Genomic DNA, 22,325 nt, shown 5'->3' on the forward strand with positions numbered 1-22,325 from the left:
AAAGCAGACTTTGCTTTAGCAAAGAAAGCGATGGAGAGAAAAGCAATTTTAAAACAGCAGATAAAAACATAGAAAGCGAGTAGGCAAAATGATTCATAGCCTACTCGCTTTTTATGATGCTTTTAAATAATAAAACTTAATCGAAAAATAAGGCTGGTAATAAAAGGTAAAACGAGAGCGATGTAGAACGGGATAGTGTAAAGCAGGTAATATTCTGAAAATCGGTGTTGAAAGTGGAAGGTTAGATGCTGATAGGACAGAGAAGGGGGGGGGATTGCAAGACTAAATGACCGAATGTTTCGTCAAAAATGCGTGGTTCGTTATAATCACCCCAAATAGGCTCGGTTTGCTCGAATTAAAGTATGAAAGGGGTATTTCAATGAAAAGAACAACATGGCTGATGATGGTTTTAACCTTACTGTTGGTGATGCAGTATGGAGCAACGCAGGCGGTTGCTGCTTCCGGATCAGGATCGGTGTTGCTGGATCCCCGGGATGGGATGTATTTTACCAGAATCATCAATCTAACCGGTGAGCAACTTTCAATCGCTGTTGCGAATGACTCCACTTTTGCAAATAACAAATATGCAAATCTATATTCCACTGGCTTTTCGACAAGCGGCAATGCATTGAATAATCAACAAAATGTCTTTGCAGCGACGCCAATCAAATTAGATACTCTTTTAACGCATAAGGCAAACAAGTCGTATGCGATAGCGAAAGGCAACGCGTATTGGGAAGGCATGATTAATCTTTGCCCATTAATACCTGCTTCAAACGAAAACAATTCCTATTCTACTTATTCTGGGCATTTCAGCCAGGGGCAACGCTTGACCTTAAATACAGTAAACAATCCAAGCTCAATTTTAAATGGTGCGTACATTCAACTAGGCTATGAGTATTCGTCAAAGAAAAACATTCTATGGGGTAAAGTTTTTGATTTTGCCTTCTCCAGCATCAAAGATGCGGCTGGGATCATTATTGCCTGTGAAGACGGAGATGTCGAGGAGATTATCTCTTCGGGCGTAGATCTGGTGAAATCGATTGCAGATGCCTCTAAAACAAATCCAGTGACGCCTTCCTTGAATTCTGCAACAAAACTTACCACCGCGCAAACGACAACGCAGACTTCTAAATTCACAAATCAAGTTACTAAAAATTACGCACAAGCAACAGCCTTCTTTGCGTCAGCCAACGCGGGCGTTTATCTTGGCGATTCGACGGTGAACAACCAGATCAATACGTTGGCATCGACGAAGCAGCTTGTGGTTACGCTTACGGCTGCGGATAACACGGTTCGCTATTTTACGGCGCCGGCATATAACATTTACATTAAAAATGTGCAGGCGGCTGGAGACAATGACATCAATGAATGCACGATCGCAGTGCTTGACGGATGGATTTACAATTTGGCGGCAGGAATGTCGCAATACAGCGGAACAGTGAATTTGCAAAACTTAAACCTGCTGCAACTGATGTATTATGCGGGCAGCGCGACGCAGCCCGCCGCCTCGACGGCAACGACGCCGGCGGTGATTAAGAATGTCCCGGCAACTCCGGTCAAGATTATCGGCGTGAAGACAGCGTATATAGGAGGTTAGAAAAATGAAAAGAATCAATGCGATCGTACTCAGCTTGACGGTGGCGTTCGTATGCTTGATGCCAATTAATGCGCAAGCGCTGCTTTCGCTGGATGACAGTCTCTATAATCATTTGTATAATGGAGCGGCTTCCGACAATTATAATAAAGGTGCGGTCTTGATCTATCGCGGCTGGAATACAGGGCCGCTAGGATATAAGACGGAAATGATAAAGGCGATACCGCATATGAACATTGTAAATTTGACGGGAGAGACGCTAAAAATTACGGCGGCAACCGGTTGTTTCAAAGCTCCTAATCTCGTTAACAATGTGTCTCTGGTACGCTCGAATAATCAGAGTATGAGCTATGCATATGCCTTTGACTTGGTTGGAAGCACCAGTAAAAACCCCAGCGGCTATATCGGTTCCGACGATAATAATGACAATCCTGGGCCGGCAGGTACTGCTCAAGGTGATAATCAATGGTGGAAATCGCTGAGTGATTCAGGCGCCGCCTGTGACTTGACAATGAGCGTGGGCAGCCATTCCTTTAATCTGCATGTGGATTGGGGCAACAATTATAATGCATTGGAGGTTGCGCATGCGGATCTGGTGACGATGTCGCTGCGTGACGTCGGCACAAATCAGTATGCTTCCTATCTCGTGAATAACGGCGTGATCAATCGCGGGCTGGTATATTTGAACGGCTACACCGATTCCAGCGGCAAACCGTTTGAAGTATTTTTGGTGGCTGGCGATCGGACCAATATCACGTTTCTGGTCAAGTATGTAAATTAGCAGGCTGATAAAGATGAGGAGAATCGTGGCGAAACATTGGTTTTGCTGTGGTTCTCCTCGTTTTTACTAATTTCTGTTGTAATGAACAAGACATAAGAGAAGAAAAGGCGACAAGGAAAAAGGGGTTTAAGAAAAAACGTGGAAATGTTGTAAATATAATACTGAAATTTCTGACAGTGTATTCGGTGAGTATGCTCAGGAATATTGTTTTAGCACGATGCGAAGATCCGATGAAAGGCAATTTATTGGCAAAGCAGGAGGTTCTATGAAGCTGGCGTTGCTGAAAAAAATGGGATTAGTTGTGAAGCGGAGCGTTTTTTTGAGCCTGATATTGTACTGGAGTTATGGTGCTGTACCGTGCCTGGCGGAAGGCGAGGCGGATATTGTGAATGCTCCGGTAACGCCGTCAGAATCGCTTGCCGCTGAAGTCGCTGAATATCGCATTGTTAATGGTGTGGCTATTTATCCGATTATGCCTGGCAATGACGCGATGGTGCAGGCGCTTTTGGCCTCGCTTGCTCAAGACCCCAACTTTCAGGGAATTAAAATGACGTTGTATTCGCCGGTTGGAGCAAAGCCTAAAATCTTACTAAGCGGACAAGATGATGAAAGTTTGCGCTACGCAGTACAAAAATTAAAAACAATTATGAGCAAAACCGGAAAGCCGCATCGCTTAGTCGTAGCGGCTTATTTGCGCGAAATATCAATCAGCAATGATGATGAAGTTGGAATGTCGTGGTTTTCCAATGGAATTCAAGTCGGCCTTACCTCGCCGAATGCGACGACAATAACAAAAGTAGGCCACAATCCCAGTACGCGGACGGATACCGGATATACGGTGGCGATGCCGAGCGGCTCAACGGCAAATGTGGTAGGAAATCTGACGAAAACTTTTTCCAAGGGTAAGGTAGTGGTTGGCAGTGAGGTCACCGTTGTGAACGGAGCGACGGTGCAGATAAAAAATGATGATTCAATGCCGGTTCCTTTGACAGGGAGTAACAAGCAGGTCACCTTTAATACGCAAACGATCAGCAGCGATCTGACGATAACGCCGACAATTGTGCAATTCAATGCGGAAAAGCCGGAAGAGAGCATTGTGCGGATCGATTTTGTGATACAACTTAGCATACCGACCGATACGGTCATATTTAGCGGCGGGTCATCGGCTTCGGAGTATACGACGCAAACCCTGACTGCGACGCACTATATCAAAGCGAATAATGAAAAGGTGATTGGCGGCCTGTTTGCAAGCGATACTTGGACGAAAACAAACAGCGGCATTCCGATATTGATGAACATTCCGTTGTTAAAAAACATTTTTGCCACGGAAAGCCGTAGTTTGCAGCATATGGCTTCCATACTGACGCTTGCCGTACGGATTTTACCGCTCGATAAGGAGGCAGGCTATGATTATTAGAGGGTATAAAAGCCTGTTGCTTGCGCTACTGATGTTTCTTTTGCTTTTCAATCTGTCTACTGCAAGGGCTGAGGGACAAGAGATATCGCCGGACGAAATTGTGGTTGAAAACGGAACGGTCATGCTGCCTGTCGTTCACGGCAATGAGCAGGCGGTTGGCGGTTTGCTGCCGTACTTGCAGCAAATGCCGGAGTTTTCCAATATGACGATGACGCTCCTCCAACCGGTCGGAGCGCCGTCAATGGTATTGCTTTCCGGTTCGGATGAAGGAAGCTTGCGGGTGGCGGCAGCCAAACTGCAAGGCGTGCTGGCGGAAGGCGGTAAACCATACCGCCTAATAATTTCAGCTTACCTGAGAGAATTGGATATGGCTGACAACCATACGACAGGACTGGACTGGTCTGCTCTGACCAGTAACATCACATATGGCGTAAGCGCGCTAAATCGGGTAGTGACTTTCAATCCTACGGTGAGAACGGATTCAGTCACATATGGACTGGCGCAGGCTTCTGGCGGCTACTACGGTGTGAATGCGCAACTGACGCGATCGTTGTCCAAAAGCCGCGTAATCATGGGCAGTAACCTCTATACGCCGAACGGCGTGCAGGGCGAACTCTTAAGTCAAACGATCGTACCGCTGCAAACAACAGATAGTAATGGCAATTCAACGTTGACGTCTCAAACGATCAGCAGCGATGTAAAAATCAAGCCGACGATTGTTAAATACGATCCCAACAATCCGGCGCAAAGCGTGATTAGGTTGGATATTTATATGCAAATGGCGTTAGTAACAGGAACGGTTCAGGTTGGATCTTCATCAGCGAAGGAATTTTCCACGAAGACGCTGACTTCGATGGGCTATGTCAAAGCCGACTCCAATGTCTATGTAGTGGGTGTGTTTGCCGGCGATACGGAAACGAAATCGGTCAATGGCATTCCGATTCTGATGAACATACCATTGTTAAAGCAATTGTTCAGTCAACAAACAACCCAATTAACGCATAAAGTCGGCGTGCTGACCGTTTCGCTGCGTATCTTGCCGGAAGGCTTTTGACGGATACAAAGCGTAAAGTGGAGGGGGGATATGATGGCAATTAAAAAAAGAAACAAATGGGTTATTTGCTTGTTCTGCATATTTGCTTTCGCGTTATTTGGCGTCGGCTTGTTAACGCAGCGCGCCTTTGCGGCTGAAATTCCTCAAGCGCCCGCTGTTGCGCAGGAAGTGGTGTTGCCGACATTAACTGTAACGTTGCAGGACGAGGATGGAGAACCAATCAGTGACGTCAGCCTTGCAGCGATAGTAAGTGATGGTACCGGCAGGGAAAAAGAGCGTGTGACAACCGATCTAAATGGAAAAGCGGTATTCAAACGCTTGAAGAGCGGGTCTTATTATTTTTTTGCGAACATCAATAAGCTTCGTCAGCACGCCGGTTATGGAATGCCGGCAATGGTCAAAGAATTTAAAACATCGCGTTCTTATTATTTGTCCGAAAGCAGACAATTTGATCTGCAGGAGAATACGGAAAGCACATATACGATCAAACGAAATGAATTTATTTGGTTTGAAACCTATTTGCAAGTTGTGCGAACTGGAAAAATTATCGTGATGAATAAAAAAATGGGCATGCAACAAATTATTCCGGTGGCATCCATGGATTATTTGCAGATTTACTTACCGATGCGCAGTCTGTATTATATCGTAACAATAAAAGACGATGATTTTGATTCATGGGTCATGGAGTTTTACGCGCATGAAAATTTGCGTATTGAGTTATTGTAATGTTTGAAAGTAATACCTTGCAGTAAAAAGAACAATTTCATGAAGGAAAGTCGTCGGAAAAGCTGTTTCAACCAGATTGATTTCATCTGGCTGAAGCAGTTTTTGTCATTATAAAGCGGCGCAATAAAATGGATTTTCGGTAAAAGAATATGGAAAAGGAAGGGAGGGCTATCTAATAAATAATGGAATAGAAAAGAAGATTTGGAGCTGTGGATATTTTGCTCGCTGGCTAATGTTGTTATAGGTAATGCGTGCAGGACTTGCTGCTGAGAAAAATGATTCACCTTCTTCATTCAGCATCGAAGGGAAAATATTGTGCAAGCGATGTTGTAAAGGTAGGATTAAATTAGAAAAAAAATTGGAATAAAATGGAGGTGAAATTTGAGAAGGGAAAGAAGTGTTACTAAAGGAGAAAAGCCCAAGGGAGGTTGGTGGCATGACAAAGGGCAGTCTTTTATTCGTTGATGATGAACAGGCAATTTTACGGGCGTTGCTTCGCATTTTTCGCGATAGTGAATATCAAATTCACTTGGCGAGCAGCGGACAGGAAGGGCTTGAAATACTGGAGCGGAATCCTGTGGACTTGGTTATCAGCGACATGCGTATGCCAGTAATGAATGGCCAACAATTTTTAAGCGAAGTAAAAGAACGGTATCCAAACGTTACGCGGCTTATTTTAAGCGGCTATTCCGATGAGAAGGAAACATTTCAAGCTGTCTTGGCTGGAACGGCAAAACTGTATATGCTAAAACCGTGGGATAATGATAAGTTACGTGCAACGCTGGAACAAATTTTTCATTTTAAAAAAACATTGGAAAACCGAAATCTCTTAGAGCGGATTGAAAAAATGGAAAAACTGCCGACTTTACCGACGCTATACCATGAATTATGCAGTTTAATGGACAAAGAGGCCGATATTAAAGAGATTGCGGCAAAGATTGAACAGGATCAAGTGATTGCATTGCGAATGCTGCGGATGGCAAATTCCGCTTTATATGGAATACAGACAAATTCAGTACAACAGGCGATATCTTTCCTCGGCCTGACGGTAACGAAAAATGTCGTTTTAAGTTGCTCTGTTTTTAACGACATGAAAAGTGATAAAAAATTGGCTGGCTTTGTACAATCCCTTTGGGACCATGCGGTGCTATCAAATCGTATCATGCTTGAATTATCAAAAACTTTGCTGAGAAAGAAGTTGAAGGATGATTATAGCAGCGTGGGAATCGTACATGATATTGGGAAAATCGCCTTGCTCAATCAATTTGGCGCATCGTATATTGAAATGATTGAAGAGGCCGAAAAAAACGCAAAGACATTGATGGAGCTGGAAAAAGATCGGTATGGATTTTCGCACCAGGAGATGGGCGGCTATCTTTTGAACTGGTGGAATTTACCGTATTCATTTGTCGAAGCGGCCTTGTTTTACCATGAACCAATGCAAGAATCAATTATAAATCGAGAAGGATTATGCCTGCTCCACATTGCCGATCATTATTCCTGGCAATCGCTTCGGCATGGTTGCGTTGCATCCTTGGAAGAGAATGTCTTTGCGAAGCTGCAAATCGAAGAAAAAGATTGCGAACAGGTTGTCGAAAAAATTCTTGCTGAGAAAAAATAGTAGACCAGAGCAGTGAGAAAAGGTATGGCTAAATAAAAAAAGAAAAGGAGGGGAGGGCATGAAATCAGCCAAAATACTGGAGGAGCAATTGCGTTTTTGGCAAACGTTGATTGACTCGATTCCAAGTCCAATTTTTTACAAAGATCGCGATTTTCGCTATCGTGGTTGCAACCGAGCTTTTGAAATATATACAGGACGAAAACGTGATGAATTGATTGGCAAAACGGTGGCAGAGTTGTTTGATATTACTCAGGCGCAGATTTATCATGCGAAGGATTTGGATTTGTTTACCGACGGAGGAGAGCAACGCTATGAAGCTGCGTTGCGTTATGCAGACGGTTCGTTGCATGAAGTGGCGTTCTATAAATCGCTCTATTACAATGAAAATAAAGAATTAGAAGGACTGGTCGGTATTATCTTGGATATTACCGAACGAAAACAGGCCGAGAACCGGTTGCGCGACATAAATGAGAAGTTGGAAAAAATCGTCGAGGAGCGAACGCAGCATATTCAGAGCATAAATTTGCAGTTGCAGCATGAAGTAGATGTTGCAAAAAAAATGGCGAATGATCTTGCTAAGTCAGAGGAAAAGTTTCATAAGGCTTTTGATTATTGCGCTGATGCGATCGGGATTGTTCGGCGCGTTGACCGCCGATACCTAGAGGTGAATGAGACTTTTTTGAGAATCTTTGGCTATGAAAAAAAAGATGTCATCGGACATTCTTCCAGCGAGTTTAATCTGTGGATGGATAATGAAGACAGAGAGATATCGTATAAAAAGCTGACTAGAGACGGGCGTGTTCATGATCAGGAAGCGGTGTGGGTGACCATAAGCGGTGAAAGACGAGTGGGCTTGCATTCCAGTGAAGTCATTGAAATGGATGGAGAAGAATGTGTGCTGTTTGTCTGGCATGATATCAGTGAACGAAAGAAGGTCGAAGAGGAATTACAGCAAACCAAACAGGAACTGGAACGCAAGGTGGTCGAACGGACCTGGGAACTGTCGGAAAATATTAAACGATTGACGCAAGCGCAGGAACAAATCGTGTTAAGCGAGAAAATGGCAGGCATCGGGCAACTGGCAGCTGGCGTAGCGCATGAATTGAATAATCCGATGGGTTTCGTTAAGAGTAATTTTCAAACGATGGATGAATATGTCGGCGTGCTGTCGCAGGCATTTGAAAAATACAAAAGGCTACGGATGCTAAGCGAGCAGTCCGGAGTAGAAGAATTGCAAAAAATGAGTTGCGAAGTAGCTGCATTTGAGCAGGAAAAAAGTGTGGGATTTATCTTGACGGACTTTGAGGAAATTTGCCGTGACGCAAAGGAAGGGATTGCCAGGGCTAGTGAAATTATTACGGCGCTACGAGCTTTTTCGCGCGTGGACAGTGATGGTAAGGTGGACGAATACGATTTGAACGAAGGTGTGCGAACCACATTGATGATTGCCCGCAATGAAACGAAATATGTTGCAACAGTAGAACTGAAGTTAATGGAAGTTCCCGCAGTGCTTGCTTTGGGCGGGCAGATTAATCAAGTGATACTCAACATAGTGGTCAATGCGGCGCAGGCAATCAAGAGTGCTGAAATAAAGGACGGGAAAATTTGCGTGACTAGCGAATATGATGAAAAATATGTACGTTGCAGCATTAGCAATAATGGACCGGCAATTCCAGAAAAAATAAGGGCGCGTATTTTTGAGCCGTTCTTTACAACGAAACCAGTGGGTCAGGGGACTGGAATTGGCTTGAGTCTCTCTTATGACATCATTGTTAATCGTCATAAGGGAAACCTTTATTTTAACAGTACCGAGCAGAACGGAACGACGTTTGTAATTGAACTTCCTATAACAAGTAACTGAAGTGAAGAAGAGGTTTTTTTCTTGTTTTGTGGAATTCTACAGTATAGGAATGATTTAAGAATAAGTGAAATGAGGTGTCCGTTCTGTTTCGATATTTGCGCTTTCGTTTGGAGTTTTTCATCAAGATACTGTCTTTTACAACACTGTTTTTAGCGGTGATGCAGTTGCTTACGTATAAGTGGCCGCTGATCGTATTTTACCTGGCTGGTTTTGTCGGCTACCGCTGGCTGCTGCAGACGATCAATCCGCAAATGAACTGGCAGAGCCTCTTCAAACAAGTAAAGACGCCTGATTTTTTAGCGAATCCGCCCAAAGAAGAATTGAGCGAGCTGGAAGCGGCGCAATTGACGAAGTGGCAATGGCAGCTAGCCTTTCTCTTCGGCGTCATCCTCGGTGCGCCGGCGTTGCTTGGCGTATGGTATTTAGCGTTGGCGGGCTTCGCTGTCGGTTTCTTCTCCTTGTTTTTACTGCTAAGGCTGTATCTGCATTTTTCGGAGAAACAGGCGCGAAAAATAGTTGCTTACTATGAGAAACAAAAACAAAAATAAACAATTGCTTCATTTAGAAAAGGGTCAATGGATTTTATCCGTTGATCCTTTTTGTGTGCAGAAAAAGTTCAAAATTACGATGGAACAGCTTCGAAAATGCGGCGAGAATACAAAAAAGAAGAATGCCCATAAACGAAAAAAGATGAAGTGAAAAAGAGAAAAAGCAAAGAAAATAAAATAAATGAATGGAGCTATGAGAGGAAGATATCGTGTTTTGTGAAGGACTAATAGCTTGATTTTTCGACGTGCCGAATGACATTTATGTAGGGCGATACGTTTGTGAGGTAATGGCTATATTGACATTTAAAGTGTCAGGAAAGGCGAGTTTTCAAGTAGTTTGCGTCATAAACATGACTGGAAAAAATAAGGAAGTCTTAAGAAAATATGGGTACTTATTCTGCTATACTTAGTAACTAACAGGGCGGAAAAAAGGACAGATGAATATGGATGCAATGAATATTAGTTTTTATTTGGACGCTTGAACTAATAGGAGCAAGTAGCGTAACCGGCCATCTAAATTTATTTTAGATGGCTTTTTTATTGCTTTTAGAAAACAAGATATGTATAGGCAGGAGGATATTCGTGAAAAGTCTGATGATAGTTATGGTTATCGCAGTAGTCTTAGTAATTTTACCAGCAAAAGTATCAGCGGAAAATTATGTTTTACGGCCAGGTGATGTTATTAGTGTCGATATCGTGAGTTCGGCCGATATTAGCGGAGTTTTTGGGACGCCAAGTCGCAGTAGTACGTCCAGTGGCTTGGGGTTCGGTGGGTTGACGTTGCAGGAGGTTACGGTTCGTCCGGATGGAATGGTTTCGATTCCATTGGTTGGCGAAGTAAATGTGGATGGAATGTCTCCGAGTGAGGTTTCAGCGTTTATTGTTGAACGGTTGAATCGGTATCTTGTAGAGCCGCCAAATGTAAGTGTGAATTTAGTGAAAGTCCATATGACTAGAATCTACGTGTTGGGGCAGGTAAACCATCCGGGAGCATTTGAACTAGGGAAAAATATCAGTTTAGTAGATGCGATAGCCATGGCAGGTGGTTGGACGGATGGCGCGGCCAAGAAAAAGATATCTATTATTCGTAAGAACATGCAGGTTGAACCGACGAAGGTAAACTTACTGGATGTGCTTGAAAAGGGCGATACCAGCAAAAATTTGGTGTTGAACGAGGGCGATATTGTGTATTTGAGCAGCAATGGAAAAATTGATTTTATTAGAGATATTGTACCGTTTATCAATACCTCATATGAAATCAGGCATTATTAGAGAGGTCGGAGGTTGAGTTCGTGGATAGTGAACAATTTGAATTGAAAGATATGCTGGCGATATTGAAACGACGACGCAGGGTGATTTATTACTCGATACTGTTGACAGTTTCAATTGCAATATTGATTAATATGTTTTCTGCTACGTTATATGAATCTACAGTAAGTTTGCGTGTGAAATATTATCGCGGTCCTAATGAAAATGTGATTACAATGGCGCCGGATGATTTGTTGCGGCAGCAAATTTTCACTTATGTTGAAATTATCAAGAGCCGGACAGTGGTGGAGGCGGTGATTGAACGTTATTATCGCGATCGTGATGTAAAACCATCATATGAAGAGGTGGTCAGGACAATCAATACACGATTGGTCAATGGTACGCAGATTTTGCAGCTAAGCGTATTGGCCGAGTCGCCGGAAATGGCACAGAACATGACCAATATATTACTAGAAGAATTTATCATGCGTTTGACGGAAATTGTCCGCTCTGAAGGCAAGGATGCTAGGACTTTTATTGGAGAGCGGATGGAAGAAAGTAAGCGAAACTTGGAAAAAATAGAAAAAACAATGATCAAGTATAAAAAAGAACATGATGTGGTTGCCGTCAGTGATCAAACAAAAAGTTTGATCGATATGCAGGCAGATTTGAAGAAATTGGCATTGGAGAATTCGCTTAATCTAGAGCAAGCCCAAGCGAAGTTGGTTAGCACGAAAAAACAGATGGCTGGTCCACAGGCCGAATTTATGGCAGATAGCCAACAAATACAGCTTTACCGAACTCGCTTAGCGGAGCAGGAAGTTGAATTGGTTAGTTTGTTAAAGGTGTTCAGAGAGGAACATCCTAAGGTAACGGCGACAAAAGCGATTATTACGGAGACACGGCAAAAGTTAAATGAAGAAATCGCACATGTGGCAAAGGCGGAAATTCCGTCCAGCAATCCGGTGTTTCAAAATCTCTTGCAGACAAAGCTGCAGGCGGAAGCGGATATTGCAGTTGCCAATGCTAAGCGAAACGCGCTGGAGCAGACGAATTCAGAGCAGGATAAGGAATTGAAAGCGTTGCCGGATAAGGAACAGGAAATGGCAAGACTGATGCGCGACTATAAGGTGGCGGAAGACGCGTACAATGCGCTGGCCAAGAGATATGAAGATGCTCGCATTGATGAGTTGACGCAACCTACGAATGTGCAGGTAGTTGACCGCGCTGGCATGCCGACCAGACCAGCGCGCCCGAGAGTCATTTTGAATCTGGTGGTTGCTATGGTGATGGGATTGTGCGGCGGCGTGATCTGGGCATTCATGTTGGATTATTGTTGCAAAACAATTGATAATCCCGAAGATGTGCAAAGACATTTGGGGCTGCGTGTTATTGGAAGTATTCCAAGTCAAGAAAACAAGAAAGAATCTTTATGGCGCAGACTTTTGAAGAAGCTTACGACGAAAAAGACGAGGAGGCGGCAAATGTGACTGTAGCAAAAAGATATATGGTTAATGATCGTGAACAGTCACCGTTGGGGGAGGCGTTTTGGGCGCTTAAGAATTGCATTTTAGAGGTGCAAGAAGACGGGGCGTGTAAAACGATTTTAGTAACAGGGATTGGTGATGGCGAAGGAGCTGCCATTGTTGCTGCAAACATGGCTGCGTTTTTGGCCCGAAGCGGCAGGAGTGTCGTACTCGTTGATGCGGATTTACGCCAACCGGTTATACATAAGATTTTTGGTTTTGGTCTGCAAGCCGGTGAACTTGTTGCAGCCATACATGGCGAAAAAGAATTGACAGCTGTTTTGCGCCCGTCGGGAATTTACAATCTGAAATTGTTGACTAACGGGGAAAAGTATCAAGGTAATCCAGTAAGCCTATTGTCAGATGAAATGACAAAGAAAATAATCAGGCAATTGAGAGAAACGGCCGATTTTGTAGTGATAAACAGTTCGCCGCTGACATTTTCAGCGCATAAAGTAATCTCGGATGCTTGCATACTAGCTTCGAAAGTAGATGGAGTAGTGATGGTGTTAGATGCGCATGGCATACGGACAACGGTAGCCCAAAAAGCGGTAGAGTTACTGAAAGGCGCACGGGCAAACATTATTGGTGCGGTGTTGAACGATGTGAAAAATGAACAGGATTTTATTTATCATGTTGAGGAACTAAAGCAGGAAAATTGTGGACAATAGTGAGATAACAGAGGGTGTGCGAAAAGGAGAGGGTAACTATGCGACGCAAGATCTTGGCTTTTTTTCTAATGCTGAATGATGCAGCAAGTGTTGTAATAGCTTCGTTTTTTGCATTGCTTTGCAGGCTGGATGGGGTAATGGACAGTCCGTTTTATATGAATTTATTCAATGCTGAACCGACTATAATTGTGGTCAGTTTATTGACATTCCATTTATTTGGTTTGTATAACCGCTTATGGCGCTATGCTGGAGTCAGTGAATTGATGAGGATCGTTGTTTCAGTAACAACAAGTTCGCTAATGCTCGGGCTGGGTATGATCGCGGGTAGTGTAGTTTTGCCGCGCAGCCTGCCAATCATAAGTTGGCTGTTCACATTGGGATTTATCTGTGCCAACCGTCTGGCTATCCGCATGGTATATCGCTTTGTTCTGCACAAGGATAGTAAGATTGGCTTGCCGACCAGAGTGCTGATTATTGGAGCAGGCGATACGGGAGTTATGATTGCCAAGGAAATCCAACTGAGACAATATGAGGAGAAAAAAGTGATCGGCTTTGTGGATGATTCCACATATAAATTGAATCAGGTGTTGGCTGGCGTAAAGGTGTTGGGGAATCGATTTGCTTTGACGGAAATTATTAAACAACATAATGTGGAAGAGGTCATTATTGCAATGCCATCAGCCCCGAGCGACGTGATTCGTGACATCATTCTGGCGTGTAAGAGTAAGCTGTGTTTGGTCAAAACCATCCCGGGAATTTATGAACTCATTGAAGGGGCAGAGAGTGCACAGCAATTGCGTGAAGTTGATCTGGAAGATTTACTGCGGCGTGATCCGGTGAAATTAGATTTACTGCAAATTTCCCAGGTGCTAAAAGGAAAACGGGTATTGGTTACGGGTGCTGGCGGTTCAATCGGATCGGAGCTTTGTCGGCAAATTGCCAAGATGGCTCCAGCTAGTTTGATGCTGCTTGGAAAAGGGGAAAACAGTATTTATGAAATTCACACGGAGTTGTGTGAAAAAAAACCGGAACTTCTGCTCAAAACAGTTATTGCGGATGTTCGGGATGCAGCAAGGCTCAATGAGGTGTTTGATGAATATAAGCCGCAAGTTATCTTTCATGCAGCGGCCCATAAACATGTGCCGCTCATGGAAGCGCAGCCGGTAGAGGCGGTTCGCAATAATATCTTTGGCACGAAAACGGTAGCGGAGGCGGCAGATAAATTTGGTGCAGAAATTTTCGTTATGATTTCGACGGATAAAGCTATCAATCCTACCAGTGTGATGGGGGCGACGAAACGAATTGCGGAATTAATTATTCAAGATATGAATCAGATGAGTGCGACTAAATTCGTGGCAGTACGTTTTGGCAATGTACTGGGCAGTCGCGGTAGCGTCGTGCCGCTATTCAAAAGACAGATTGCCAAAGGGGGGCCGGTTACAATTACGCATCCGGATGTTTGTAGGTATTTTATGACGATTCCGGAGGCAAGTCAGTTGGTTCTACAGGCTGGTGCGATGGCAAACGGTGGAGAAGTGTTTGTGCTCGATATGGGTGAGCCGATCAAAATTGTTGATATGGCCTGTGATTTAATCAAACTGTCTGGGCTTACTCCGTATGCCGATATTGAGATCAAGTTTACCGGATTGCGGCCAGGCGAAAAAATGTTTGAAGAGTTGCTTACTGAGGATGAGGGAACGAAGGCTAGTAAACATAAAAAAATATTTGTCGCAAACTTAAAAGAGATTGAAGCGAAGAAATTGATGGGCGTATTGGCGGAATTGAAAAATAGCATGGATAAACAGACGATCATTGATGCGGTAACAAAATTAGTGCCCTCATATCGCTGGACTGCCAATGAAGAATCGGGTAAAAATTCGCTCAAGACAGTAGAGGAGAAGCAACGTGAATCAAATGGAAAATATCGTGAAATCAAAGGCGTATCTTAAGACTTTACAAAAAAAAATAGTGAATAAAGAGGCAATCGTAGGTGTTGTAGGTTTGGGCTACGTCGGTTTGCCGTTAGCCGTTGAAAAAGCAAAAGTAGGCTTTACGGTCATCGGCTTTGATCGAAATGAAAAACGCGTCGCACAAGTAAACAATGGAAACAACTACATTAAAGACGTTAAGGATGAGGATCTGAAAAGAATAATCGATGAAAAAAAAATGACGGCGACAACCGATTTTGCTCAGTTGGCTAGCGTAGATGTGGTAGTAATCTGTGTTCCGACGCCGCTTACGATTACGCGTGACCCTGATGTTTCCTACATTATCAATGTTACAAATGAGATAGCGAAATATTGGAAGCAAGGACAGCTGGTCACTTTGGAGAGTACGACATATCCAGGTACTACTGAAGAAATTATTTTGCCGCGATTGGCGGCGAGCGGTTGGGAAGTCGGCATGGATTTTTTCCTTGCCTTTTCGCCAGAACGAGTTGATCCGGGGAATTTGCGCTTTACTACGCAGAATACTTCAAAAGTGGTGGGCGGCATAACGACTAACTGCTTGCATGTTGCTACTTCTTTTTATGAACAGACAATCAGCAATGTGGTTCCGGTCGCATCAACGGCAATTGCAGAGATGACAAAAGTCTTTGAGAATACCTACCGAGCGGTAAATATTGCATTAGTGAATGAAATGATGTTGTTGTGCGACAGAATGGGTATTGATGTATGGGATGTAGTCGATGCTGCAGCGACCAAGCCATTCGGTATTCAAACTTTTTATCCAGGGCCGGGTGTGGGCGGGCATTGTATTCCGATTGATCCGTTTTATCTGACATGGAAAGCACGAGAATATGATTTTCACACGCGATTCATCGAACTGGCCGGTGAAATAAATATACAGGCGTCATACCACGTGGTCAGTAAAGTGAGCCAAGTCCTCAGTAAAGAAAAAAAGGCGTTAAATGGAGCGAAAGTTTTATTGATAGGTGTAGCTTATAAGAAGGATATTGATGATTATCGCGAGTCGCCTGCTATCAAGGTTATGGATCTGCTGCTGAAGGAAAAGGTGGATGTGACATACTACGATCCTTTTATACCTAAGTTGTTGGTGCATGCTCCATATACCTGGGAGATGGATAGTGTTTCGCTGGACAAAGCAGTGTTAACGCAAGCTGATTGCGTCTTAATAACGACAGAGCATAGCGGTATTGATTACAATTTCATAGCAATGCATGCCCGACTGATTGTTGATGCCCGTAACGCATGTAAGTCAGTGGATGCGGCCTATAAAGAAAAAATTTCAAAAATATAGGAGGACGGTATGGGGGAAATAGGATTTGGACTGATTGGCTGCGGCCGTATTTCAAAGAATCATTTTGAATCAATCAAAGCTTTGCCGGGTGCGGATTTAATTGCAGCGGCTGATATTGATAAGCGAGCTCTTCAAGCTGCCGTGGGGAAATATCAGTGTCAGGGGTATCTGGATTACAAAGAGATGTTGAAAGAACCGAAAATTCAGGTTGTTAATGTTTGCACACCAAGCGGACTGCATGCGCAAATCGCCTTGGATGCGATACGATCTGGCAAGCATGTCATCATTGAAAAGCCAATGGCCATGTCGTTGGTTGAGGCTGACAGTGTGATCAAGGCTGCCAAACGAGCTGGAGTCAAGGTGGGCGTTGCGCATCAAAATCGCTTCAATAAAACGATTACACGACTCCGCCAAGTTTACGAGCAAGGAAAATTCGGAAAGTTGACGCATGGTTCAGCAGTTGTACGTTGGAACAGGAATGACCAGTATTATTCACAGGCGCCTTGGCGCGGAACGTGGGCAAACGACGGCGGTTGCCTTATGAACCAATCCATTCATAATATTGACTTATTGCAATGGATGATGGGTGAGGTGGAATCCGTATTTGCTTATGCGGCCACCAATCTCAGAAAAATAGAGGGGGAAGATGTTGCAACGGCTGTTTTAAAGTTTAAGAGCGGTGCGTTAGGACTCATCGAAGCAACCACGACTGTTTTTCCGACCAATTTAGAAGAGACGCTCAACATATTCGGTTCTGACGGCACGGTGGTCTTAGGAGGCATTGCCGTCAATAAAGTCGAAGCCTGGCGCTTTGCCGATGAAGATGAGGCTGCAGTGCTAGCAAATCAAGGAGCGGAGCCGCCCAATGTGTACGGTTTTGGGCATGCGGATTTGATTGCCGATTTTATGGATGCAGTCATTTCTGATCGGGAGCCAGCTATAAATGGTGAGGAAGGGCGTAAAGCGTTGGAGATCATATTGGCGATTTATCATTCAGTAAAGTATAAAAAAGAAATAAAAATCCCGTTGCAGGAAGAATTTACAATTGGAATCTCTCGATAAGAAAGGCGGCATAAGCATGACTCGGGATAAAAATTGGTTTGCGCATGAATCGTCCTATATTGATGAACCGACGGAAATTGGTGAAGGAACACAAATTTGGCATTTTTGTCATATTTCTAGCGATGTGAAAATAGGCAAAAAATGCCGAATTGGACAAAATGTATTCATTGCCGGCAATGTAACGGTCGGCAATAACGTGAAGATACAAAACAATGTCAGCGTGTATGAAGGTGTAATCTTAGAAGATGATGTTTTTTGCGGTCCAAGCATGGTGTTTACCAATGTTAAAACGCCGCGCTGCGCCTATCCACGAAACACTTCAGACGATTATTTAGAAACACGCATACGGCAAGGGGCCAGTATTGGGGCTAATGCAACGATAATCTGTGGGACAACGGTCGGCAGAAATGCATTTGTCGGTGCTGGTGCGGTGGTGACGAAAGATGTGCCGGACTATGCCGTTGTATATGGGAATCCGGCAGAAGTACATGGATGGGCCTGTGCCTGTGGAGATGTCATTGTCGGTAAAGAGACAGCGGCACCTTGTCTAAAATGCGAACGGTGCAAAACATATATAGGCAACAAATAAAGGTAAGAGAAGGTGGCTGTGATGATTCCTTTTATTGACTTGCAAGCACAGCAAGAGCGAATACGAGAAGACATTTATGAGCGAATTCAGAAGGTTTTGACGCATGGCCAATATATAATGGGGCCGGAAGTAAGAGAGTTGGAAGAAAAACTGGCCAATTATGTAGGCGTAAAACATGCTGTAACTGTAGCGAATGGAACAGATGCGCTGTTAATTGCGATGATGGCGTTGGGAATTGGTATGGGTGATGAAGTGATTACAACGCCGTTTACCTTTATTGCTACAGCGGAAATGATTGCTCTACTGGGCGCAAAACCGGTGTTTGTTGACATTGATCCAAAGACATACAATATGAATCCAGCGTTGCTTGAAGAGGCAATCACTCCACTGACGAAAGCGATTATGCCCGTTAGCCTGTATGGACAGTGCGCGGATCTGGCGGCGATTAATCAGATTGCTGCAGGGTACTCTCTCCCTGTCATCGAAGATGGCGCGCAAAGCTTTGGTGCAATATATCGGGGGCAGAAGTCTTGTGGTATTTCAACAATCGGCTGTACCAGCTTTTTTCCGTCTAAGCCGTTAGGGTGTTATGGAGATGGCGGTGCCTGTTTTACAAATGATGATGCGATTGCTCAGAGGATGAAGCAAATTCGTCTGCATGGGCAGGAACGCCGCTATCACCATTCCCTTATAGGCGTAAATGGTCGAATGGATACGCTGCAAGCGGCCATACTGCTTGCCAAATTGGAAGTGTTTGAAGATGAGATTGAGAGAAGAGCTAAAATTGCTCAAAATTATACTGAGCTGTTGCATGATCTTGTTGTGACGCCTCATATTGAAGCGGATTGCAGCAGCGTATATGCGCAGTATACGGTGCTTGTTGATAACCGAGAGGAATTGCAAGAACGGTTGCAGACCGCAGGAATTCCTACTGCTGTGCATTATCCGATTCCACTTCACTTGCAACCGGTATTTGCCTATTTGAATCAGGGGGAGGGGGCATATCCAATTGCGGAGACTATCGCAAAGAAGGTAATGAGTTTGCCGATGAGCCCATACCTTACGGAACGAGATCAGTTGACTACAGTGAAAAAAATTAGAGAATTGGTTTCGCTGGAGGACATTGAGTGAACAGTCCGGTCAAGCGCCAGGGGAAATTCAGCTTGAACTTGATTTCAAGCATTGCATATTTTGCACTGACAATTTGCATAGGAATTTGGTTTGCGCCATATTTAATCAGCCGGTTGGGGATTTCCGGCTATGGCATGATTTCGCTGATTACGACGGTAACCGGATATATGAGCGTAGCGACGTTGACGGTAAATGCGGCAGTTGGCCGGTATTTGACGATTGCTCTTGAACAAGGCGATCAACAAAAAGCTAATATAATATTCAATACTTCGCTTTACGGTAGTCTGGGGTTGGTCGTTGTGCTGATATTCCCCGGATTGTTTGTAGTGATGCAGCCGCAAACACTCATCAGTGTTCCAGCTGGATTGGAAATACAGGCACGTTGGATTTTCACGTTTGCGATAGCTGCATTTCTGTTAAATACGATTAAGACGCCGTTCGAGGTGGCGACTTATTGTCGGAATCGGTTTGAGTTAAGAAACCTGTTGTCAGCGGCAGAAATTCTCATTCGCATTGGATTAGTCGTTATTCTCTTTAATCTTCTGCAACCGGCTATTTGGCAAGTAGGCGCCGGAATTGCGGCTGCAGCCTGCGTTTCCTTTGGCGGAGCGATACAGTTGTGGCGGAAATTGGTCCCGGATTTGCAAATTTCTTTTTCATGGTTTCGGATTAGCCAACTACGAGAACTTTTCTCCATGGGAAGTTGGGTGGCAATTAGCATGCTGGGTTCGATATTGTTCCTGGGCATTGATTTGCTGGTAATCAACAAAATGTTTGATTCAGAATCTGTCGGCCGGTATGCTGCGGTGATGCAGTGGTCGACGCTTTTACGAGGTCTTGCTACAACGGTTGCTGGAGTGTTCGGGCCGACGATTTTATATTGCTATGTAGCCGATGATATTTCGGGTCTAATTGCATATACCAGGAGGGCCGTCAAATTTCTCGGCTTGTTGATGGCATTGCCGGTTGGCATGGTTTGCGGCTTGTCTTCATCAATTCTAACTTTGTGGCTTGGTACAGAATACACTGATCTGGCAAGCTTGATGTCGCTCATGACGTTTCATTTGGCTTTGAACCTTGCGTATCTGCCGCTACATAACATTTCAACTGCAACTAAAAATGTCCGTGTGCCGGGTTGCGTTCAAATCATGGCTGGCGCGATTAACCTTTGTTTGGCGATATTTTTAGCTGGGGTGGCCGGCTGGGGGATCTATGGTGTTGCCGCAGCCGGAGCGATCGTTCTTACGTTGAAGAATTTACTGTTTACGCCGTTATATGCTGCACATATTCTAAATCAAAAGCGCGGTGTTTTTTTGAGGGAAGTTGCGCCGATCTTGTTAGCTGCTGCTTTAGTAGGCGGCGGATGTTGGTATGTAGCCAGTATCGTGGAAATTGCATCTTGGTATCGCTTGATCGGAATAGGCATGTTGGTATCGGCTGCTTATTTGGTGGCTGCTTACTATTTTTTACTGAGCAAAGAGGAACAGATAGAAATCACTGAGAGAGTATTAAGAATAAAGTGTGGTGCTGGCCGTGTTTAAAATGTACATGCGCAGATATCGGCAACGCAAGCTTTTCAAACGACTTCAAGCATTAGGGGCATTGGTAGAATGCGATATGACAGTGAAAATCGATTATCCGGAAAGAGTAAGAATTGGAGAATCGGTTTATATTGGACCGGATGTTTATTTGAGCGGCCGTGGAGGCTTGAACATCGAGGCTCATTCTATTGTTGCGCCGGAAGTTCTAATTCTTACGTCGCTACATAATTACAAGAGCGCTCGTATGATTCCGTATGATGAGGTAGAGCTATTGCGTCCGGTGACGATCGAACGATGCGTATGGATTGGTATGCGGGCAATCATTATGCCGGGAGTGACAATTGGTGAGGGAAGCATTGTTGCAACGGGTGCGGTTGTTACTAAGTCTTGTCCGCCAGGTAGTATAGTAGGCGGAAATCCGGCGAAGGTCGTTGGGGTAAGAGATATGGAGCGCTATCAGGAGTGTGCGAATAGAGGGGATTTTTACTTGAAGTGCAAGCGGGAACAGGGGTTGGTAAAATGCGAAGAATTGGATGCTGATTCGAAAACTAAAGGATAGATGGAGCGATAGGGATGGATAGGAAGAAAAAACGAGTACGGATTTTTGCGTATACCAAGGTCAACTTAGGCGATGATTTGTTTATTAAAATTTTGTGCGAACGATATCCGGATATAACCTTTTATTTGTTTGCCGACAAAGATACGAAAGCTGTCTTTAAAGGTTGTAGAAATCTACGCTGCTATGATTATCTATGGCCCAGACGCATGTTGCGCGTGCTAAGAATGTTAGGGATTAACAACGTTAATGATGATCAGTTGCTGGGAAAATTATTCAAACTGGATGCCTATGTATATATTGGCGGATCGATATTTATACAAGGCAATTTCTGGCGCAATGCACTACAGAATAGATATGCGCAATTAATTGAAGGAAAACCGAATTTTGTCATGGGCTGCAATTTTGGTCCGTTTGAAAGCAAAGAATATTTGTCCAGCTATCGGAGGTTATTTCAAAACTACACTGATGTTTGTTTTAGAGATGAGTATTCCTATCAGTTGTTTAAGGAAATGAAAAATACCAGGCACGGCAGCGACATCGTATTTGGCATTGCCGGACTACCGCAGCCTGAAGTTATAAAAGCTGTCGGGATTTCAGTTATTAATCTGGAGTTGCCGGCACGCAAAGAGATTGTGCAATATGCGAAGCAATATGATGCTAAGATGGCTGAAATTGCGGAAGTGTTTATCAGGAAGGGATATGATATTTATTTTTATTCATTTTGCAAGGCAGAAGGCGATGAAGAAGCAATCGAGAGGATTGTGGAGTTGATTTCTCCGACGTTGCGCAAGCAGAGTTTTAGTCATTATTATCGCGGCGATTTAGATGCGGTCTTACAGAGTTTGGCAAGCATGGAATATATCATTGCGACACGATTCCATGCAATGATTTTGGGGATGGTACTGAAAAAACCGACTTACCCGATCATTTATGATGAAAAGATGAAACATGTTCTTGAGGATATGAAGTTTGCCGGCAACTATTCATTGCTCAGTGAAGTGGGAGACATTATACCGCAAGAAATGATTGTCGATTTTACTGAAAATGCGCAGGATGTCACCCGGCAAGTAGCTGATTCGCACAAGCATTTTACTGCATTTGAAAAGTACATAAACGAAAATTGAGGTGAGCT

19 protein-coding genes and 1 riboswitch are annotated in these 22,325 nt (G+C 43.9%); all 19 genes read left to right on the top strand.

Annotated features, from left to right (window positions below):
• The first annotated feature begins 379 nt into the window (after positions 1-379).
• The 19 genes from QTL79_RS12970 to QTL79_RS13060 all read left to right on the top strand — a co-directional run bounded on the left by QTL79_RS12970 (position 380) and on the right by QTL79_RS13060 (position 22,317).
• Entirely contained in the window at positions 380-1,600 is a 1,221-nt protein-coding gene (locus QTL79_RS12970; protein WP_346355396.1) for a hypothetical protein, read from the top strand.
• 4 nt (positions 1,601-1,604) lie between these two features.
• Complete coding sequence (locus tag QTL79_RS12975; protein WP_346355397.1) at positions 1,605-2,378, top strand: hypothetical protein; 774 nt, start codon at positions 1,605-1,607, stop codon at positions 2,376-2,378.
• 265 nt (positions 2,379-2,643) lie between these two features.
• Complete coding sequence (locus tag QTL79_RS12980) at positions 2,644-3,795, top strand: hypothetical protein (protein ID WP_346355398.1); 1,152 nt, start codon at positions 2,644-2,646, stop codon at positions 3,793-3,795.
• Positions 3,785-4,849, top strand: a complete 1,065-nt coding sequence (locus QTL79_RS12985; RefSeq protein ID WP_346355399.1) for a hypothetical protein — start codon at positions 3,785-3,787, stop codon at positions 4,847-4,849. The genes QTL79_RS12980 and QTL79_RS12985 overlap by 11 nt, the downstream gene beginning before the upstream one ends.
• 30 nt (positions 4,850-4,879) lie before the next feature.
• Positions 4,880-5,575 (top strand): hypothetical protein, encoded by a 696-nt coding sequence (locus QTL79_RS12990; protein ID WP_346355400.1) that lies wholly within the window; start codon positions 4,880-4,882, stop codon positions 5,573-5,575.
• A 436-nt stretch (positions 5,576-6,011) separates the two neighbouring features.
• Complete coding sequence (locus tag QTL79_RS12995; protein WP_346355401.1) at positions 6,012-7,196, top strand: HDOD domain-containing protein; 1,185 nt, start codon at positions 6,012-6,014, stop codon at positions 7,194-7,196.
• A gap of 58 nt (positions 7,197-7,254) precedes the next feature.
• A complete protein-coding gene (locus tag QTL79_RS13000) occupies positions 7,255-9,057 on the top strand; it encodes a PAS domain-containing sensor histidine kinase (RefSeq protein WP_346355402.1) in 1,803 nt (600 codons plus the stop codon).
• 74 nt (positions 9,058-9,131) lie between these two features.
• Positions 9,132-9,605 (top strand): hypothetical protein, encoded by a 474-nt coding sequence (locus QTL79_RS13005; protein ID WP_346355403.1) that lies wholly within the window; start codon positions 9,132-9,134, stop codon positions 9,603-9,605.
• A gap of 436 nt (positions 9,606-10,041) precedes the next feature.
• A riboswitch (cyclic di-GMP riboswitch) is annotated at positions 10,042-10,125 on the top strand.
• A gap of 62 nt (positions 10,126-10,187) precedes the next feature.
• Positions 10,188-10,877 carry a polysaccharide biosynthesis/export family protein gene (locus tag QTL79_RS13010; protein WP_346355404.1) on the top strand — a complete coding sequence of 230 codons (690 nt, stop codon included), beginning with the start codon at positions 10,188-10,190 and terminating at the stop codon, positions 10,875-10,877.
• A gap of 20 nt (positions 10,878-10,897) precedes the next feature.
• Positions 10,898-12,343 (top strand): GumC family protein, encoded by a 1,446-nt coding sequence (locus tag QTL79_RS13015; RefSeq protein ID WP_346355405.1) that lies wholly within the window; start codon positions 10,898-10,900, stop codon positions 12,341-12,343.
• Positions 12,340-13,050: a tyrosine-protein kinase family protein gene (locus tag QTL79_RS13020; RefSeq protein WP_346355406.1), complete on the top strand. Its 711-nt coding sequence runs from the start codon at positions 12,340-12,342 to the stop codon at positions 13,048-13,050. Before QTL79_RS13015 ends, QTL79_RS13020 begins: the two co-directional genes overlap by 4 nt.
• Before the next feature lie 38 nt (positions 13,051-13,088).
• Positions 13,089-14,999 (top strand): polysaccharide biosynthesis protein, encoded by a 1,911-nt coding sequence (locus QTL79_RS13025; protein ID WP_346355407.1) that lies wholly within the window; start codon positions 13,089-13,091, stop codon positions 14,997-14,999.
• A complete protein-coding gene (locus QTL79_RS13030; protein WP_346355441.1) occupies positions 14,965-16,311 on the top strand; it encodes a nucleotide sugar dehydrogenase in 1,347 nt (448 codons plus the stop codon). Before QTL79_RS13025 ends, QTL79_RS13030 begins: the two co-directional genes overlap by 35 nt.
• A 9-nt stretch (positions 16,312-16,320) precedes the next feature.
• Positions 16,321-17,373 (top strand): Gfo/Idh/MocA family protein, encoded by a 1,053-nt coding sequence (locus QTL79_RS13035; protein ID WP_346355408.1) that lies wholly within the window; start codon positions 16,321-16,323, stop codon positions 17,371-17,373.
• A 16-nt stretch (positions 17,374-17,389) separates the two neighbouring features.
• Positions 17,390-17,962: an acyltransferase gene (locus QTL79_RS13040; RefSeq protein WP_346355409.1), complete on the top strand. Its 573-nt coding sequence runs from the start codon at positions 17,390-17,392 to the stop codon at positions 17,960-17,962.
• A gap of 21 nt (positions 17,963-17,983) precedes the next feature.
• On the top strand, positions 17,984-19,093 hold the full coding sequence (locus QTL79_RS13045; RefSeq protein WP_346355410.1) for a DegT/DnrJ/EryC1/StrS family aminotransferase: 1,110 nt from the start codon (positions 17,984-17,986) through the stop codon (positions 19,091-19,093).
• Positions 19,090-20,634, top strand: a complete 1,545-nt coding sequence (locus QTL79_RS13050) for an oligosaccharide flippase family protein (RefSeq protein WP_346355411.1) — start codon at positions 19,090-19,092, stop codon at positions 20,632-20,634. The genes QTL79_RS13045 and QTL79_RS13050 overlap by 4 nt, the downstream gene beginning before the upstream one ends.
• A gap of 76 nt (positions 20,635-20,710) precedes the next feature.
• The gene (locus tag QTL79_RS13055; RefSeq protein ID WP_346355412.1) at positions 20,711-21,193 is read left to right on the top strand and encodes an acyltransferase; all 483 of its coding nucleotides are present in this window, start codon (positions 20,711-20,713) and stop codon (positions 21,191-21,193) included.
• A gap of 14 nt (positions 21,194-21,207) precedes the next feature.
• Positions 21,208-22,317 (top strand): polysaccharide pyruvyl transferase family protein, encoded by a 1,110-nt coding sequence (locus QTL79_RS13060; RefSeq protein WP_346355413.1) that lies wholly within the window; start codon positions 21,208-21,210, stop codon positions 22,315-22,317.
• The last annotated feature ends 8 nt before the right edge of the window (positions 22,318-22,325 follow it).

Source organism: Azotosporobacter soli (genome assembly GCF_030542965.1).
Classification (GTDB): domain Bacteria; phylum Bacillota; class Negativicutes; order SG130; family SG130; genus Azotosporobacter; species Azotosporobacter soli.

Bases quoted from the DNA above. Each gene is read 5' to 3' on its own strand.
- QTL79_RS12970 (WP_346355396.1), top strand. From the start codon at position 380: ATGAAAAGAACAACATGGCTGATGATGGTTTTAACCTTACTGTTGGTG.
- QTL79_RS12975 (WP_346355397.1), top strand. From the start codon at position 1,605: ATGAAAAGAATCAATGCGATCGTACTCAGCTTGACGGTGGCGTTCGTA.
- QTL79_RS13060 (WP_346355413.1), top strand. From the start codon at position 21,208: ATGGATAGGAAGAAAAAACGAGTACGGATTTTTGCGTATACCAAGGTC.
- QTL79_RS13030 (WP_346355441.1), top strand. From the start codon at position 14,965: ATGGAAAATATCGTGAAATCAAAGGCGTATCTTAAGACTTTACAAAAA.
- QTL79_RS13025 (WP_346355407.1), top strand. From the start codon at position 13,089: ATGCGACGCAAGATCTTGGCTTTTTTTCTAATGCTGAATGATGCAGCA.
- QTL79_RS13035 (WP_346355408.1), top strand. From the start codon at position 16,321: ATGGGGGAAATAGGATTTGGACTGATTGGCTGCGGCCGTATTTCAAAG.
- QTL79_RS12990 (WP_346355400.1), top strand. From the start codon at position 4,880: ATGATGGCAATTAAAAAAAGAAACAAATGGGTTATTTGCTTGTTCTGC.
- QTL79_RS13040 (WP_346355409.1), top strand. From the start codon at position 17,390: ATGACTCGGGATAAAAATTGGTTTGCGCATGAATCGTCCTATATTGAT.
- QTL79_RS13055 (WP_346355412.1), top strand. From the start codon at position 20,711: ATGACAGTGAAAATCGATTATCCGGAAAGAGTAAGAATTGGAGAATCG.
- QTL79_RS12980 (WP_346355398.1), top strand. From the start codon at position 2,644: ATGAAGCTGGCGTTGCTGAAAAAAATGGGATTAGTTGTGAAGCGGAGC.
- QTL79_RS12985 (WP_346355399.1), top strand. From the start codon at position 3,785: ATGATTATTAGAGGGTATAAAAGCCTGTTGCTTGCGCTACTGATGTTT.
- QTL79_RS12995 (WP_346355401.1), top strand. From the start codon at position 6,012: ATGACAAAGGGCAGTCTTTTATTCGTTGATGATGAACAGGCAATTTTA.
- QTL79_RS13045 (WP_346355410.1), top strand. From the start codon at position 17,984: ATGATTCCTTTTATTGACTTGCAAGCACAGCAAGAGCGAATACGAGAA.
- QTL79_RS13000 (WP_346355402.1), top strand. From the start codon at position 7,255: ATGAAATCAGCCAAAATACTGGAGGAGCAATTGCGTTTTTGGCAAACG.